The following is a 13,945-nucleotide window of genomic DNA, read 5'->3' as shown; positions in this document are numbered from 1 at the left end:
CGGCTGATGGCCGGCGGACATCTCAGCGCTGCGGGCTGATACGGCGGCGGCGACGTCGGCCCGGCAGCGCTGGCCAGGGAGCTCGGACGGGCGTCGCACACATCCCGGGGACCTGGCAGTCGTCCACCCGGGGCGGAAGAGAAAGACTGCGCCGCCGAACTCACCTTCCCGAAGGCCGCCGCGGTCATCTTACCCAGCCCCGAGAAGAAGGCAGAGCGACATGAATCTCGATAGGCTCATGAACAAGCAGCACCAGGTATTTCGACCCCAGCAAGACCATTCCGGAGGAAACCCTTCAGCAGCTGCTGCGGTTCCTGCGCTCCACGCCCGTCATCGGTGAAACGGTGCTGCCGGCCCTCGGCCACCCCGGCCCGGAGCGGGTGTACACCACCTCGGTCTCGCGCTTCGACGCGGACCAGCTGCTCACCTTTCATTTAAGAACCCACCCGGTAACCAAAACCCACCACACGTATACGAGGAAGAGCCATGTCAATGAAAGCCATTGTGGTCACCGACCAGGCTGCGGGAACGGCAGGAATGACGCTGACGGAGCGGCCTGAGCCGCTCGCGGCGATCAACGACGTCATCGTTCAGATCCATGCATCGGGCTTCGTCCCCACAGAGATGGAGTGGCCGTCCACCTGGGCCGATCGCGCCGGCCGTGACAAGACACCGTCGATCCCCGGCCACGAGTTGGCCGGAGTGGTCACCGCTCTCGGCTACGGCACGACGGGGCTCTCGGTCGGGCAGCGGGTGTTCGGCCTCGCCGACTGGCACCGCGACGGCACCCTCGCGGAGTACGTGGCGATCGAAGCACGCAACCTCGCACCGCTGCCAGGCGACGTCGACTTCACGGTAGCCGCGTCCCTGCCAATCTCAGGTCTGACCGCGTGGCAGGGCCTGTTCCAGCACGGCCGCCTCCAGGCCGGCCAGACCGTCCTCGCCCATGGCGCAGCCGGGGCAGTCGGGACGATGGTGACCCAGCTTGCACGTGAAGCCGGCGCTTACGTCATCGGCACCGGACGCGCCGCCGACCGCGAGAAGGCGCTCGACTTCGGCGCGCACGAGTTCGTCGACCTCGAGAACGACACGCTGAAAGACGTCGGTGGCGTCGACCTGGTCTTCGATGTCATCGGTGGCGACGTTCAAAAGCAGTCCGCCGCCCTGATCAAGGCCGGAGGAACACTGGTGTCCATCGTCGGTCCGGTCGAAGCACGGCCCACTGACGGCCTGGCTATGGACTTCGTCGTCGAAGCCGATCGCGCCGAACTCGGTGAGATCGTGCAGCGGGTGCGGGACGGACGGCTGCGGACCAACATCGGTGACGTCGCGAGCCTCGACGATGCCATCGGTGCCCTCAACTCGACCACGCGGCGCCTCGGGAAGACAGTCATCCGCGTCCGCCCATAGGCGGTGGACGGCCACCGTCCGACCGGCAGGTCATGGTCCTGATCTACGCCACGGTCATCGGCCACCGACGGGCGCAAGGACCCGAACCGACACACGCCAGGCACTCGAACCGACAGAGGAGTTGATCACCTTGGACGGACAGGAACTGCAGAACATCGCGCGCGACCACACCGCGGAACTGCCCGGCACCGACCAGGAGCATCGTTCCGGGGCCAACTGGGAGCTCCACAAGGTGGGCGGCAGGGTTTCCATGCTCATGACCGACATGCCTGGACGCCCTGTCGTGATCCTGAAAGCCGATCCGGACGACGCCACAGCCCTGCGTGAGCAGTACGCAGACGTCACCCGCGGCTACCACATGAACAAGACACACTGGATCACAGTGGAAGGCGGAGACACCATCGACGAAAAGCTGGTGAAGGAACTCGTGACCGACTCCTACCGTCTCGTGGTCGGCGGGCTTCCCCAGTCCACGCAACCCGAGGATCCACACACCCACAACCGCCACGCCTGACCCTCGGCATGCCATCCGCGACGCAGCGTCGCAGCAGTCATCTGGAGCGTCCCATGCGTGTTTTCGTCACCGGCGCCAGCGGCAGCATCGGCTCGGTTGTCGTTCCCGAACTCATCGCTGCTGGTCACGAGGTCCTCGGCCTCGTTCGCTCCGATGTCGCGGCTACGGCCGTCGCCGGCGCCGGCGGGACGCCGCTCCGCGGCGACCTCACCAACCTTGACAGCCTCGGCGCCGGCGCCGCCCAGGCCGATGGTGTCATCAACCTGGCCTTCAGCAACGACTGGAGCAACTTGGAGCACGGCATCGACGAGGAAGCACGCGCCGTGCAGACCCTCGCGGCCGCACTCGCAGGCAGTGGCAAGCCGTTCGTGCATGCCGGCCTCACGCCGATGATGCCAGGCCACGCCTCCACCGAGGAGGACCGCGACACCACCAACGGTCCGGTCGGTGCCCGCGGCCGCACTTCCGACGTGGTGCTGACACTGGCCGCCCAGGGCGTCCGGTCCTCTGTCGTGCGGCTGCCGCGCTCCGTGCACCAACGCGGGGCGGCATACGGTTTCTGTTCGGTGCTCATCGCCGCCGCGCAGAAAACGGGCGTGTCAGCGTACGTCGGCGACGGCACACAGCGATGGCCAGCCGTCAACCGGCTTGACGCCGCCCCGCTGTTCCGCATCGCACTCGAGGACGCTGCGCCGGGCACGGTCCTGCACGCGGTAGCCGACGAGGGCGACACCATGAGATCGCTGGCCGAGGCGATCGGCGGAGTTCTCGCGATGCCGGTCGAGTCGGCGCCGCCTGAGCGCTTCGGCCTCATCGGCCGACTGTTCGCCCTTGACATGCCATCGTCGAGTGCACTGACCCGGGAACGGTTCGGCTGGGAGCCCGCCCACCCGAGCCTGATCGACGACCTCGCTGCTGGCGACTACCCCTCCCTGGGCTGAAATCCTCGGGATGCCGCCGGGACCGGACAGGGTGAGTGACTACTGGGCCTTCCGCGTACGCGCGTGGGCGATTGGCGTGACGCGGTGGAGGTGCCGCCTCGGAAGCAAGGGGAGCCGCCCGCGTACGTCGAGGCCCACCGCCAGCGCCTTGCGTTGCAGTTCGACGGGCGCCTGTACCGGGCCGGAGGTATGAAATCGCCTCGTCTGGGCGCTCACCTCCGAAGGGGCCCACAGGGGCCGCCCTGGACCAACAAGGACGGCGACGAGCATGGCGTTCATCTCGCGCGGCTTCCACGGCCGAAGGCCGTCAGCCGGCACGAAGCCTCCACCCGTTACCTTTTTCGTGGCCCCGCAATGAGGCCTCCCGGCCTTCGGGTCCGGCATGAATTCCCCCCATGTTGTTCATGATCCGGGGGGTGGTGTCACCGGGCCCGGCGACATCGACGGACCGCTGATGAGGGGCTTGAGCACCGGCTTCACCCGAGCCGGAGGAGCTCTCCGTAACGTGGATGTGGCAGCCCGGTGCCGTGCCAAGGTCGGACGAAAGCGTGAGTGGAGGGGCCTGCACGTGATCGACACCGGCGACATCGAGGTCTTTCTCGGCCTGGACGTCGGCAAGGGCGAACACCACGCCACCGCCGTCACCTCGGCCGGGAAGAAGGCATTCGACAAGCGCCTACCCAACACCGAGCCCAAGCTCCGCGAACTGTTCGCGAAACTCCAGGCCAAGCACGGGACGGTGCTGGTGGTGGTGGACCAGCCTGCCTCGATCGGAGCTCTGCCGCTGGCGGTCGCCCGGGACATGCGTTGCCCCACCGGTGGTGCCAGCCGTCGAAGCCGTCCGCCCCGGGCCCCATCTCCCGCTGACCATGGTTGACTTCCCCACCGACACCGGCCCGCCGGCGGCCGTTCTCAGCCTGCCGCTCACCACCGCCACCACCTGCTCGCTCCCGCTGTCGTTGCACGTCGGGCGGATCGTCGACCGCGTCGGCCCGCGGCCGACGGTGATCGCGAGGCAGTTGGTGCAGGCCGCCGGATTCTGCCTGCACCGGGGGCCAATTGGTCCGATGTCGCAGCTTGTCGCGAGCTGCTCGAGGCGGTGGGGCCGCGGGTGCACTGGTCGTCGGTCTTCACGCTGATCGCCGAGCAGACGGACGCAGTCGAGCCGCTCACGGCCAGTACGTGCGCGGCATTCGGGGGGAGAAGACTGCTTCTGCCGTGTCGACGAAGCCTTCGGCAGTCGCTCTTGCGGACAACGCTGCGCCGCCGTGAGAGAGCCCTGGCCGCGCCGACGTTCCGCCGTAGGCGCGGCGGGCGCCTCAGTTGTGGTCGTCGTCCAGGGCTCGCGACCCGAGATCGACCATCTCGCGGAACTGGGAGTGCCTCTCGATGAAGCGATCCACGACGGGGCACCGATTGATGACTGTCGCATGTTCCTTCATCAGGTCGGACAGCGCCTCGCGGATCAACACGGTCCCCAGGCCGCGGCCGCGGTAACTCTCCTGGACGTAGGTGTGCGTCAGGCTGTAGCGATTGCCCTTGCGCTCGTAGGCGAGCAACCCTGCGTACTCGCCGTCCACTCGAAGCTCGTAGAACCTGTTGTCGTCGTCCTTGAAGACTGAGATCGAGCCGCTCGTGTCGGTCCACAGGTTCTTGGTCATCGCTGTTCCTGTATCTGTACTGGCTCCGTCAGGATGACGGGCGACCCCATCGACATTATGTGGACTATAACGTCCACATGAGGGGTCAACGCAATCTCTGGGTGACCCATTCCCACGCAGCACCGCAGGCGGGTATGCCAGGCGTCAGTACCCGATGCGCACGGCGCACAACCGTGCATCCTGCGATGAGGCGGGAGCGGATGAACCTAAGCCCCCTCGCAACACTTGTGCATCACAGATCACATCCAGCCCCATCCGTTCTACTTCGAGCCGATATCACCGCGAAACCCACAAACTACAACTAAACACCTTCCCAGAGTAGAAGAGTCCTCGAGTGGTGGCCGAGTGCATTGAACTGATGCAGCCACGCGGTTGGGTCGGCCGCTCGGCGAGGTGTCTGCCGTGGCAGACAACGCTTGGGATGTGATGACCCCGATCATGGACCCCACGGGCGAGTACGCGGACGACCCCTTGTTCTGGCCGTTGAAGGCGGCCAGGGAAGACGTCACCGGGCTGCCCCCGCGTCACCTCGGTCAACGAAGGACCTTCTCCACGATGAAGGAATCGCCTACCACCGCAAGCTCATCGAGGCCAGCGTCGACAGCACGCTGCGGTTCATGCCCGGGCTGTGCCACGGCACGGACCTGATGTCACCGGTACGGATGCCGTACGAGTACGCCGCCGCCGTGTCGGTGCATACGGATTTGGCCGCCTGCGTCGCGCCGCCCGTAACCGTCTCTGTACCCCCCATCGGCTTCCGTCACCCTTGGGCCTTGGCCGGACGGTCAGGGCACTCGGGTCGATAGAAGAGTTGATCACCTTGGACGGACAGGAGCTGCAGAAGATCGCAGGCGACTGCACTGCGGAACTGCCCGGCGCCGCCCCGGAGCATCGTTTCGACCCCGACTGGTACCTCTACAAGGTGCGCGGCAAGGTCTTCATGCTCATGACCGACATGCCGGGGCGCCCCGTCATGATCCTGAAAGCTGATCCGGACGACGCCGCAGCCCTGCGTGAGCAGCACGCAGACATCACCCCCGGCTATCACATGAACAAGAGTCACTGGATCACGGTGGAAGGCGGGGGCACCATCGACGAGAAGCTGGTGAAGGAACTCGTGACCGACTCCTACCGTCTCGTGATCGGCGGGCTTCCCAAGAGCAGCCCGTGGATCCGCGCACTACGGCCGCCGTGCCTGACCTTCGTCATGTCCATCAGCGGCGATAGGCTCCAGGACAGAGTGCGCGACACGGCGCTGGCGCTGCCCGGGGTCAGCCACGGGAGCCCGTTCACCGAGCAGCTGGACGTCTACAAGGTGGCGGCCAAGGTCTTGGTGTCCGGTCGGCGGGCGTGGCCCGGCAGTGTTCAGGAACGGCCGGACGGATCGAGAATTCCCAGGCGGGTGCCTCCCTAGCGTATGGATCAGGGAAGGGTCGAGCGCTGATCGACCGTGAACTGTCAGGGAGAAGTGATCGGACAGATTCCGGTTAGTTCGATCATGGTCGGCGTTCAGAAAGACCACTTGAACTTCGACAGAGTGCAGCCATCTGCGCAGCCGTGACATGCATGTTCATCGACATCGAACCGCACCAAAAGCCCGGGACGCGCCCCGTACCCGCTTCCCGGGGACCGAGGTCGGCGGTATCGCGACCGCTGTCATGCGTACTTCCTCGGTGATGCGATCCCGGGCCGGTGGGCGCACGACCGTCACACCCATCACCGCGTGTGGACACTGGTGGGAGATTGGTGTGACGCAGCCTCAGAAGCCGTGCGAACGCTGGGCGTCTGCCACCGAGCACGCTGCCGCAGATGGGGCCGCGACCTTGCTGAACGAGCCCGGCAACCCGCACAACCGCGGAAAGCTGCACGCGCCACGACGGCCCCGCGCGCCACCTCATGAGTCGGATGCTCGACTGCCGCCTGGGCCCGCCGTCGAGGATACGACCCTTCCCTTCTCACGTTCGATGGGCAGTCTCAGACCGTCGGCGGCTAGCGAACCTGCGGTACGTCGACTTCGGGAGCCCTCACGAAGGTCTGCACGTAATCGATGGCTGCCTGCAACGCGTCCTTTAGCGGGGTGATGTCCCGAGCGACCTGAGAGAGGAGCATGCCGCCCTGGAATGCTGAGAGAAGCAGATTGGCCAGCTGCGTCGGATCCGCGTCGCTGCTGATGCGGCCGAGTCCCTGCATGTGCTGGAGCCCGTCGCGGAAGATGTCCCGCCACCGATCGAACGCGCTCGCGAGCTCATCGTGAACGTCAAGGTCGGTCTTGATGATCTCGCTCGCGAGGGAGCCGAGGCTGCAGCCTTCCTGGAAGGCGCGCTCGTAGCCGACGTAAGAATCCGCCCACTGCCGAAACGCGTCGAGATCGCCGAAGGAGGCGAATCGCTCACCGCGATGGAATGCGAGGACGCGATCGGCCTGCCATGCGATGACCGCCAGGACGAGACTCTCCTTGGTCGGGAAGTAGTGGTTGAGCTGCGACCCGCTGACGCCGGCTGCGCGACGGAGCTGCTCGTTGTTCGTCGCGTGGACACCCTTCGTGTAGATGAGTTCCGCGGCGTGCTCCAGGATCCGGGCACGCGTCGCCTGACCCTTGTCCGTGAGCCTGCGAGGCACCCGAGCTCGCGTCGTGGCTTCCATACGTCACACGATACCGCAGAGTGGGCTTGACAGCCCAGCCGTGGGCAGTGTTGACTCCAAAAGTGGGCTGCCGAGCCCAAAAAATGCTCGGCCTGACCCGGGCTCGGCGACTACTCGCACACCTACCGGAGGTTGATTCGCCATGTCACGACTGAACGTTCCCTCTCTCGAAGATGTCCCCACGGGCGCACGCGGCATCCTCGACAACTTCAGCGCACAGTTCGGCTTCGTCCCGAACATGTTCAAGACCATCGCGTCGAACCCGACCGTTCTTGACGCCGTCGTGACGCTGCAGAGCACCATGAGTCGCGTTCTGGACGCGAAGACGCGGCACACCATCGCGCTCGCGGTCTCGCAGGCCAACGGTTGCGGTTACTGCCTGGCGATTCACACATACGTATCGTCCGAACTCGGCGGGATGTCGAGCGACGACATCGACCTGGCTCGCGCCGGGAGCTCGGTCGACCCCAAGCGCGCCGCAGTCGCTCGCTTCGCTCAGCAGGTGGTCGAGAGCCGCGGGCAAGTCAGCGACGCAGACCTCGCGGCTGTGCGAGGCGCCGGCTACACCGACCCGCAGATCCTGGCGATCGTCACGGTCGCAGTGCAGGCCCTGCTGACCAACTTCCTCAACAACGTCAACCAGACCGACATCGACATCCCCTCCGCCAGCTCGGTCGACACGCCCAGTTGAGCGCCGAAACCCCGTCGAGGGCGCGGACCTAGCCTCGTACTTCACAGGTCACCCGATCGTGAAGATCAACTGTTCGCGATCGGTCGTCATCTGGCAGTTGGTGCCGCGCGATCCGTCAGGGCCGAGCCCACGGAGCCGAGATCGGCCAACGATCTTGAGTCGAGGCGTTCCTCACCGAATGAAGGGATAACCATGAAGGCAAGCGGAGTGTCCGGACCCGATACGGACGTCGTCCTCCTGGAGGTGCCTGAGCCCCCGGCTCCGGGTACCGGTCAGCTTCTGCTGGAGGTGGAGACCGCCGGTGTCGGTCCGTGGGATCAGTTGCTGAACGGTGCGGGCTGGGATGTGGGGCTGCGTCCCCCGGCAGCGCTGGGTGTGGAGGGCGTGGGCCGGGTGGTGGCCGTGGGTCCTGATGTCAAGGGTTTCGCTGTCGGTGACCGGGTGCTTGCGCATGAGGCCCCGTTGCCCGGTGGCAGTGGCTTCTGGGCTGAGCGGGTGCTGATCACTGCGGCCAGTGCTGCGATCTGCCCGGCAGGGCTGAATCCGGTGCAAGCGGGGGCGCTGCCGGTTGCCGGGCTCACGGCGTACCAGTCGCTGGAGGCGCTGGGGCTCAGCCGGGGACAGCGGCTTCTGATCACCAATGGTGGTGGGGCGACCGGGGTGCTGGCGTTGCAGATTGCTGCTGCTCGGGGGATCGAGGTGACGGTGACGGCGTCCGCTTCGGCTGCTGAGCGGCTGCGTGGTCTGGGTGCGTTGGAGGTTGTCGACTACCACGACTCGGATTGGGCGGCTCGGGTTCGCGGCAGGTTCGATGGTGCGCTGATCGCTGCTGGTGGTACGGCGCAGGTCGCGCTGTCGCTGGTTCGGGACGGTGGGCGTCTGGTGTCGCTGACCTCGGACGCGCCGGCGAGGGAGCGTGGTATCACCAGTACGGACCTCTATGTCCGGCCTGATGCCGCTCAGCTCGCCCATCTGGCGGAGGCGGTTGCGGAGGGGAAGCTGAAGCAGAACGTGGAAGCGCTCCCGTTGAGTGAGGGGTCGGCCGCTTTCGACCGGGTGTCCACCGGGCAGGCAGGCGGCAAGAAGTTCGTGCTCACCTGGGCACATCCACGACGGGGTGTCGCCCGGCCCTGACACCGACTCACGGCACCCGCCGGACACGGTACGGCCGCGTGAGCGGCCGTACCCACCGGACGGGGCGCACATCAGTCGGTCGGATCGGTTCACAGTGGCACCGTAGGGGCCGACCGCCGGCCGGGTTCCGCGTTGCGGGACACGTCCCCAGGAACGGCCGTCTGGCGGATGCGATCACAGACCCGGGGGGGGGGCGGCGGACAAGAGGCCTCCACGCGATCGGGAAGCCCGCGCAACAGCGCAGAGCGAGCAGTCGGGCCTTCGGCCGACCGGATCCATCGCCCCGCTGTACCGCGCACTCGAAAACGGCTGCGTCGTGACGGCCCGGCAGGGCGGGGCCCGCAGACGTGGCAAGAAAGGTTGAGGAGCGATGGGAATCATCACTGAGGACATGCGCCAGATCGTCACCAGCGCCAAGCTGGCGTTCGTAGCGACGGTCTGCGAGGACGGCTCTCCGAACCTCTCCCCGAAGGGGTCCTTGCGCGTCTACGACGACGATCACCTGGTATTCATGAACATGGCCTCCCCCAATACGGTGGAGAACCTGCGGCACAATCCGCGGGTTGAGGTCAACGTGATCGACTTCCTGCTCCGGCGGGGGTACCGCTTCAAGGGAACAGCCGAAATCCGCGCCGAAGGCGACCCAGTGTACGACTGGTCCCGCCAGTGGGTGCTGAACACCCACGGCGATCCCATCTACCCGTGCCTCGAGGCCGTACTGATCCGGGTGGACCGGGCGCTGCGGGTGGACTCCCCCGCGTACACGTTCGGGCATGCGAACGAGGACGACCTGAAGCATGAGTGGGCCGCCAACTACGGTGTGGCATACGTTTGATGCAACATCGGGCCGTCTGTCACGCGGGGGCAGGGTCGGGGACTGGTGCGGCGGCGCATAGTGCGCTCCGTTTCCAGCCCCGCCGCCTCAATCCCTGCATGCGCTGGGTAGGCCACCAGCGAGGCGCCTGCCGAGCAAGGTAGTCGAGCAGCTCGGCGTGGACCTGCTGAGGGTAGGCGTCGACGAGATCCAGGACCGCGCCGAGGCGGGTTTCGATCTCATCGACGCCGATCGGGTCGGACAGCACCTCCCGGCGCCCCGACATTCACGGCGTACCGCTCGTCCGGTACTGCAACGTCACGGAGTGTCGTTGCAGTACCAAGAGGGCCTGGGCCCCTCCCCCGGCCTGGATGAGGCCGGTAGACCTGTACCGGACGTCATCCTGTACGTCGGATGACCAGTACGGCCATATCGTCGATATGGCCCACGGCGACGGCGTCAAGGATTCGGTCAGCGGTCGCCTCGGCGTCCAGTCCGTCGTGGAGGGCTTCGCCGGCCAGTGTTCCGATCAGCTCCAGTCCGGCATCCAACGTCAAGCTTGGCGATTCCACTACGCCGTCGGTGACCATGACCAGCGCGCTGTCCTCGTGAAGGGTGAAGGTCTCCTCGCGGTATTCGGTGTCGGGCACGACGCCCAGGACCGGGCCGCCCGGCAGCTCGCAGACGTTGTGGCTGCCGTCTTTGTGCACGTACAGCAGCGGCACGTGGCCGGCACTGGTGCCGGTGACCTGGCCGTCGTGCGGACCGATGTGCAGCAAGGTGCAGCTGGCGAATCGTGCGCTGTCCTTCGTGATGAGCAAGTCGTTGGTGCGTGTGAGCACGATTCCCGGATCTGGTTCTTGGGCGGCGATCGCGCGCATGGACGAGCTCACCTGTCCCATGAAGGCGGCGGCGTCCACGTCGTGCCCTTGGGCGTCGCCGATCTCCAGGGCGATCGCGCCGTCAGGCATGGCGAAAGCGTCGTACCAGTCTCCGCCGATGTCGAGCCCGTCCTGACTCGGTCGGTAGCGGGCGGCGACCTCCAGGCCCGGGAGGTGCTCGGGCAGCGTGGGGAGCATGGTCTGCTGGAGCGCCGCGGCCAGCTCGATTCGTGCCTTCTGCAATCTGATGCGCTTCAGTGCCTGGCCTGCCAGGTCGGTCAGAGTACTGATAAGGGCACGCTCGTGCGGGGACCAGTGGTGCTCACTGTCGTAGGTGACCGACCAGGCTCCGACCGGTTGTTCGCCCTGCGGGCTGAGGGGACTGACCACGGCAGCGAATTCGGGCCCGAGCTGGTCGATCCACGGCAGAAGGACTCCTTGTGGCCAGTGGCGGATGTACTGCCTCTCGTTGGAAATGAACTGCGACTTGCCGGTTCGGATGGCATGGGACAGTGGGCTCGGATCATCCAGCGACAGATCCTGCAGGGCCTTAACCAGCGGCAGCGGGTACCCGACATCGGACAGAACGCGTAGCCGGCCGTCGTCGACGAACGCCAGCACCGCGCCGGTACCACCGAAAGTCGCGGCGAGCCGTGTCAGGACGACCTGCTGCAGTGCTTGCTCCGTGGCTGCAGCGATCAGGGCGGAGGAGAATTCGGCGACCTCGTCGGCGCGCTGCCGCTCAGCAGTCAGCGCGACCAACGCTCTCCGTCGGCGCGCTCCCTGCTGGGTGTCGTCCCGGATCACTGCGAATGTCTGTACAGGGCCGCGGAACCCCAGTTGGATCCGACGGGTCTGGCAGGCCAGATGGCGCCAGTCATCCTGCTCAGCGAGGTACCGCAACCTGATCCAGGGTGACTGAGGGCTGGTCGTACGCATGAGCCGGCGCAGCGCCCGCCGGTCGTCAGGGTGGGCTCGCCGCACCACGTCGGACCAGGGCACGGAAGCCTCCGGGAACAGCATCGCCAGGGCGGGTGCGCCGCCCATCCACTCCACCCGGCAGCCATCAGGGGAGCACTTGCACAGACCGAGATTGGCGGCTTTGGCTGCCAATCGGAACGGAATCAGGAGACTGCTCAGGTCGTTCCCGGCGTACAGCGAGTGCACCCACACGAGCTGTTCGCCTCTGGCGGGATCCTTCACTTCCCGCGCCTCGGTCAAGCAGACAACGGATGCATGGCCCGGCCCGGGATACTCCAAAACCCACATGGCGACCGTTCCCGTGGTAGCGGCGTGGGCCACGAGACTCTTGACCGACATCCGCTGACTTGCGGGCAACAGATCAGCGATGTCACGACCCACGCACTGGTCCGCCGGCCTGCCCAGGGAACTGGCCATCGCAGCATTGAGGCTGCGGATGACACCGTCCAGGGTGAGAAGAGCCGACGGGGTGGCGCTTCGAATTAGCTCGTCCGAGGCGTCCATGTACCGCTCCCTGACGATCAGCGAACGACGCTATGCGGCATTGTTTATCCTATTTCGACTCCCTGGATGTCGACAACGGGTGAAATGAGGGTCACGGACGGCGGATCAAAAGCGGGTCACCCTGCGATCGCCTGATCATTCCGACTTCACTGGTCTGGAGTCAGGAGGAAGCGAGGTGACCGGGGCGGAGGCCTGTGCGGAGATCCGTCGGCTGCACCGGGCCGAGGGCCTGTGGTGTGCAGGGCGGCATCTATCGGCGGATGGGGAGGAACGGTCAGGACCCGTCATTACGGGGACTCCCGCATGCGTCGATTGCACCGTCAGCGGTGTACGGCCGCGCCTCGACGCCGGCTCATCTGCCGTCGTAAGGCGCTGAGCTCTTGCGACGCCAACAGATTGCGGCGCGACGTGCCGTGGTGGATAAGACGGGCACAGGGAGGCAGACGATGAAGGCGATTGTGGTGACGGATCGGGCCGCGGGAACGGCCGGGATGACGCTTATGGAGCGGCCCGAGCCGCAGGCGGCGAGGCTCGCCAGCCTCGAGGGCGCGAACTATGGCGATGTGGTCGTTCAGGTTCATGCGTCGGGATTCACCGGGGATGAGCTGTCGTGGCCCTCGACCTGGGTCGATCGCCTCGGCCGCGACCGGACGCCTTCGATTCCCGGACACGAGCTGGCCGGAGTGGTCACTGCGCTCAGCTATGGCACGACGGGGCTGTCGGTGGGACAGCGGGTATTCGGCCTCACGGACTGGACTCGCGACGGCACGCTGGCGGAATACGTGGTCGTCGAGGCACGCAACCTCGCTCCGCTGCCGGGCGACGTTGACTTCGCAACGGGCGCGGCTCTCGTGATGCCGGGCCTGACCGCGTGGCAGGGACTGTTCGAGCACGGCCGCCTCCAAACGGGGCAGAGCGTCCTGGTGCACGGTGCGGCCGGAGTAGTCGGATCGATGGCAACCCAGCTCGCACGAGAGGCAGGGGCCTACGTCATCGGCACCGGGCGCGCTGCCAGCCGTCAGACGGCGCTCGACTTCGGCGCGAAGGAGTTCGTCGACCTCGACAACGACGCCTTGGAAGACGTCGGCGGTGTCGATCTGGTGTTCGACGTCATTGGCGGAGACATCGGGAATCGGTCCGCGGGCCTGATCCGCGCCGGAGGAACGCTGGTGACCGTCGTCGGCCCGCCGGAGGCGCGCCCCGCCGACGGCCTGGCGGTCGACTTCGTTGTCGTGTCCGATCGCGCTCAACTGGGTGAGGTCGTGCAGCGGGTCCGGGATGGTCGGCTGCGGACAAACATCGGCAACGTGGCTGCCCTCGACGATGCCGTCGCCGCCTTCAACCCGACCGAGCGAATCAAGGGCAAGACGATCATCCGCGTTCGTCCGTAACGGCTCAGGGACAGCGACCGGGCCTCGTGGATCAGAGTCAGCCGCGTGACCCGGTCGCTCACGCCGTCACGGCCTGGTGGGAGCTGTCTTCTCGTCGCACTTTGCAGCGGCGCGGGAGACGGTGTAAGCACCGACCTCGAACGTGAGCGCGATCTGCGCGATGCGGAGCCGACGCCGCGGGTCCGGGCGAGCTCCCCGATATGTTCTTCGCGGTCCCGCAAGAGGGCCTCGGGCCTCCGGGCCCGGCATGGCTGTTCCTCGCTGCCGAAGGCATGACCCCCGGGGGGCCCACGTCGCGGATGGGTCGGATGGACTGTCGTATGGTCCAGGATCCCGCGGCCCCGGGTTCGGCTTGGGGGTGGTCGCCTTCGACGGTTCCT

The 13,945-nt window shown here is 66.5% G+C and carries 11 protein-coding genes and 3 pseudogenes; 10 read left to right on the top strand and 4 right to left on the bottom strand.

What is annotated here, in order from left to right; genetic code table 11:
• The first annotated feature begins 492 nt into the window (after positions 1 to 492).
• The 4 genes and pseudogenes from ACWDAS_RS37235 to ACWDAS_RS37220 all read left to right on the top strand — a co-directional run.
• Positions 493 to 1,410, top strand: coding sequence for an NADP-dependent oxidoreductase (locus ACWDAS_RS37235; RefSeq protein WP_450399810.1), 918 nt, complete (start codon positions 493 to 495; stop codon positions 1,408 to 1,410).
• A gap of 130 nt (positions 1,411 to 1,540) precedes the next feature.
• A complete protein-coding gene (locus ACWDAS_RS37230; protein WP_450399808.1) occupies positions 1,541 to 1,924 on the top strand; it encodes an MmcQ/YjbR family DNA-binding protein in 384 nt (127 codons plus the stop codon).
• A gap of 53 nt (positions 1,925 to 1,977) precedes the next feature.
• Positions 1,978 to 2,865, top strand: coding sequence for an SDR family oxidoreductase (locus ACWDAS_RS37225; RefSeq protein WP_450399805.1), 888 nt, complete (start codon positions 1,978 to 1,980; stop codon positions 2,863 to 2,865).
• Between the two features lie 568 nt (positions 2,866 to 3,433).
• Positions 3,434 to 3,676 (top strand): annotated as a pseudogene (locus ACWDAS_RS37220) (IS110 family transposase); the annotation flags it as partial.
• 508 nt (positions 3,677 to 4,184) lie between these two features.
• On the opposite strand, the gene ACWDAS_RS37215 reads toward ACWDAS_RS37220, so the two are convergent.
• Positions 4,185 to 4,526 carry a GNAT family N-acetyltransferase gene (locus ACWDAS_RS37215; protein ID WP_450399803.1) on the bottom strand — a complete coding sequence of 114 codons (342 nt, stop codon included), beginning with the start codon at positions 4,524 to 4,526 and terminating at the stop codon, positions 4,185 to 4,187.
• A 568-nt stretch (positions 4,527 to 5,094) separates the two neighbouring features.
• Positions 5,095 to 5,277, bottom strand: coding sequence for a hypothetical protein (locus ACWDAS_RS37210; protein ID WP_450399800.1), 183 nt, complete (start codon positions 5,275 to 5,277; stop codon positions 5,095 to 5,097).
• 69 nt (positions 5,278 to 5,346) lie between these two features.
• Between ACWDAS_RS37210 and ACWDAS_RS37205 the strand changes: the two are divergent.
• Both ACWDAS_RS37205 and ACWDAS_RS37200 read left to right on the top strand, forming a co-directional pair.
• A pseudogene (locus ACWDAS_RS37205) lies at positions 5,347 to 5,688 on the top strand (MmcQ/YjbR family DNA-binding protein); the annotation flags it as partial.
• Between the two features lie 170 nt (positions 5,689 to 5,858).
• A pseudogene (locus ACWDAS_RS37200) lies at positions 5,859 to 5,984 on the top strand (IS701 family transposase); the annotation flags it as partial.
• 531 nt (positions 5,985 to 6,515) lie between these two features.
• On the opposite strand, the gene ACWDAS_RS37195 reads toward ACWDAS_RS37200, so the two are convergent.
• Positions 6,516 to 7,169, bottom strand: coding sequence for a TetR/AcrR family transcriptional regulator (locus tag ACWDAS_RS37195; RefSeq protein ID WP_450399798.1), 654 nt, complete (start codon positions 7,167 to 7,169; stop codon positions 6,516 to 6,518).
• A 142-nt stretch (positions 7,170 to 7,311) separates the two neighbouring features.
• On the opposite strand from ACWDAS_RS37195, the gene ACWDAS_RS37190 reads away from it, so the two are divergent.
• From ACWDAS_RS37190 to ACWDAS_RS37180, 3 genes are all read left to right on the top strand, one after another.
• Entirely contained in the window at positions 7,312 to 7,860 is a 549-nt protein-coding gene (locus tag ACWDAS_RS37190; protein ID WP_450399796.1) for a carboxymuconolactone decarboxylase family protein, read from the top strand.
• 192 nt (positions 7,861 to 8,052) lie between these two features.
• On the top strand, positions 8,053 to 8,994 hold the full coding sequence (locus tag ACWDAS_RS37185) for an NADP-dependent oxidoreductase (RefSeq protein WP_450399793.1): 942 nt from the start codon (positions 8,053 to 8,055) through the stop codon (positions 8,992 to 8,994).
• Between the two features lie 370 nt (positions 8,995 to 9,364).
• Positions 9,365 to 9,829, top strand: a complete 465-nt coding sequence (locus ACWDAS_RS37180; RefSeq protein ID WP_450399790.1) for a pyridoxamine 5'-phosphate oxidase family protein — start codon at positions 9,365 to 9,367, stop codon at positions 9,827 to 9,829.
• A gap of 377 nt (positions 9,830 to 10,206) precedes the next feature.
• Here ACWDAS_RS37180 and ACWDAS_RS37175 read toward each other — a convergent pair whose 3' ends face one another.
• Positions 10,207 to 12,174: a SpoIIE family protein phosphatase gene (locus ACWDAS_RS37175; protein WP_450399787.1), complete on the bottom strand. Its 1,968-nt coding sequence runs from the start codon at positions 12,172 to 12,174 to the stop codon at positions 10,207 to 10,209.
• 446 nt (positions 12,175 to 12,620) lie between these two features.
• Between ACWDAS_RS37175 and ACWDAS_RS37170 the strand changes: the two genes are divergently transcribed.
• Entirely contained in the window at positions 12,621 to 13,565 is a 945-nt protein-coding gene (locus tag ACWDAS_RS37170; RefSeq protein ID WP_450399785.1) for an NADP-dependent oxidoreductase, read from the top strand.
• Positions 13,566 to 13,945: the final 380 nt, after the last annotated feature.

The sequence above is a fragment of the Streptomyces sp. NPDC001070 genome, from assembly GCF_053598835.1.
Note: the sequence above shows the minus strand (reverse complement) of the source record. Positions and strands in the feature narration are given on the sequence as shown.

Coding starts and splice junctions, on each gene's coding strand:
- ACWDAS_RS37185 (WP_450399793.1), top strand. CDS start 8,053: ATGAAGGCAAGCGGAGTGTCCGGACCCGATACGGACGTCGTCCTCCTG.
- ACWDAS_RS37225 (WP_450399805.1), top strand. CDS start 1,978: ATGCGTGTTTTCGTCACCGGCGCCAGCGGCAGCATCGGCTCGGTTGTC.
- ACWDAS_RS37180 (WP_450399790.1), top strand. CDS start 9,365: ATGGGAATCATCACTGAGGACATGCGCCAGATCGTCACCAGCGCCAAG.
- ACWDAS_RS37170 (WP_450399785.1), top strand. CDS start 12,621: ATGAAGGCGATTGTGGTGACGGATCGGGCCGCGGGAACGGCCGGGATG.
- ACWDAS_RS37190 (WP_450399796.1), top strand. CDS start 7,312: ATGTCACGACTGAACGTTCCCTCTCTCGAAGATGTCCCCACGGGCGCA.
- ACWDAS_RS37175 (WP_450399787.1), bottom strand. CDS start 12,174: ATGGACGCCTCGGACGAGCTAATTCGAAGCGCCACCCCGTCGGCTCTT.
- ACWDAS_RS37215 (WP_450399803.1), bottom strand. CDS start 4,526: ATGACCAAGAACCTGTGGACCGACACGAGCGGCTCGATCTCAGTCTTC.
- ACWDAS_RS37195 (WP_450399798.1), bottom strand. CDS start 7,169: ATGGAAGCCACGACGCGAGCTCGGGTGCCTCGCAGGCTCACGGACAAG.
- ACWDAS_RS37235 (WP_450399810.1), top strand. CDS start 493: ATGAAAGCCATTGTGGTCACCGACCAGGCTGCGGGAACGGCAGGAATG.
- ACWDAS_RS37210 (WP_450399800.1), bottom strand. CDS start 5,277: ATGGGGGGTACAGAGACGGTTACGGGCGGCGCGACGCAGGCGGCCAAA.